This is a genomic window from Vibrio sp. Vb0304 (assembly GCF_033338995.1).
Taxonomy (GTDB): domain Bacteria; phylum Pseudomonadota; class Gammaproteobacteria; order Enterobacterales; family Vibrionaceae; genus Vibrio; species Vibrio alginolyticus.
On sequence record NZ_JAWOTT010000367.1, the window covers coordinates 1 to 1,037 of the forward strand.

Genomic DNA, 1,037 nt, shown 5'->3' on the forward strand with positions numbered 1-1,037 from the left:
AACCGAGCGATTTCATGGTTTGCAGAAAACGGTAAGTAGTCGCTTTCGACATCATTAGACGTTGTGAAAGCTCTGAAACGCCGATGGCTTTCTGTTCACCAAGTGCTTGAAGAATATGAAAAACCTTAAGTACTGACGAAACCGCTTCAGGCTGAGTCGACTTTTCCATTGTTGCCCCTTTCATTCTTAGTTTTCTGCATTATATCGCTGAAAAATTTAAGAACCAGTATTTTTACAATGCCTTTTCAAAAATTTGAAACCGAGCAATTAAAGAATCCAGAAAAACAAGATCGCAATCAATATTTTTAAAACACCTTTTCAAAAAAAATTGCAAACAGTTTCTTTTTGGGTCAGGATGAATGCATACAAAGTGACATGGCCAAGACGCCAAATCACGACATTACCTACTATTGAGGAAAACGACATGATTCTTGATTCATTTAACCTTGAGGGAAAAGTGGCCATTGTTACTGGTTGTGACACTGGTCTTGGTCAAGGTATGGCGCTTGGTCTAGCAAAAGCGGGCTGTGACATTGTTGGCGTAAACATCAGCGAACCAACAGAAACGATTGAGAAAGTAGAGGCTGAAGGCCGTAAGTTCGTCGATATCCGCGCTAACTTAATGAAACTAGACGACATCCCAACTATCGTTGACCGCGCAGTAACCGAACTTGGTCGCATTGATATCTTAGTGAACAACGCGGGCATCATTCGTCGTAACGATGCCATCGAGTTTTCTGAGCAAGATTGGGATGACGTAATGAACATCAACGTGAAGTCTGTGTTCTTTATGTCTCAAGCGGTTGCAAAACAGTTCATCGCGCAAGGTGAAGGCGGCAAGATCATCAACATCGCATCAATGCTTTCTTTCCAAGGCGGTATTCGCGTGCCTTCTTACACTGCGTCTAAAAGTGGCGTAATGGGTGTGACTCGCCTAATGGCGAACGAATGGGCAAGCCACGGCATCAACGTAAACGCGATTGCTCCGGGTTACATGGCAACCAACAACACGGCGGCATTGCGTGCCGATGAACAGC

The 1,037-nt window shown here is 44.0% G+C and carries 2 protein-coding genes; one reads left to right on the forward strand and one right to left on the reverse strand.

All coding sequences use genetic code 11. The features are described from left to right. On the reverse strand, positions 1 to 169 hold a 169-nt coding region (locus R7P35_RS26290; RefSeq protein WP_318093435.1), incomplete at its 3' end, for a helix-turn-helix domain-containing protein. A gap of 255 nt (positions 170 to 424) precedes the next feature. Between R7P35_RS26290 and kduD the strand changes: the two genes are divergently transcribed. Continuing rightward, positions 425 to 1,037: 2-dehydro-3-deoxy-D-gluconate 5-dehydrogenase KduD (gene kduD / locus R7P35_RS26295; protein ID WP_318093437.1), on the forward strand; the 613-nt coding region annotated here is incomplete at its 3' end.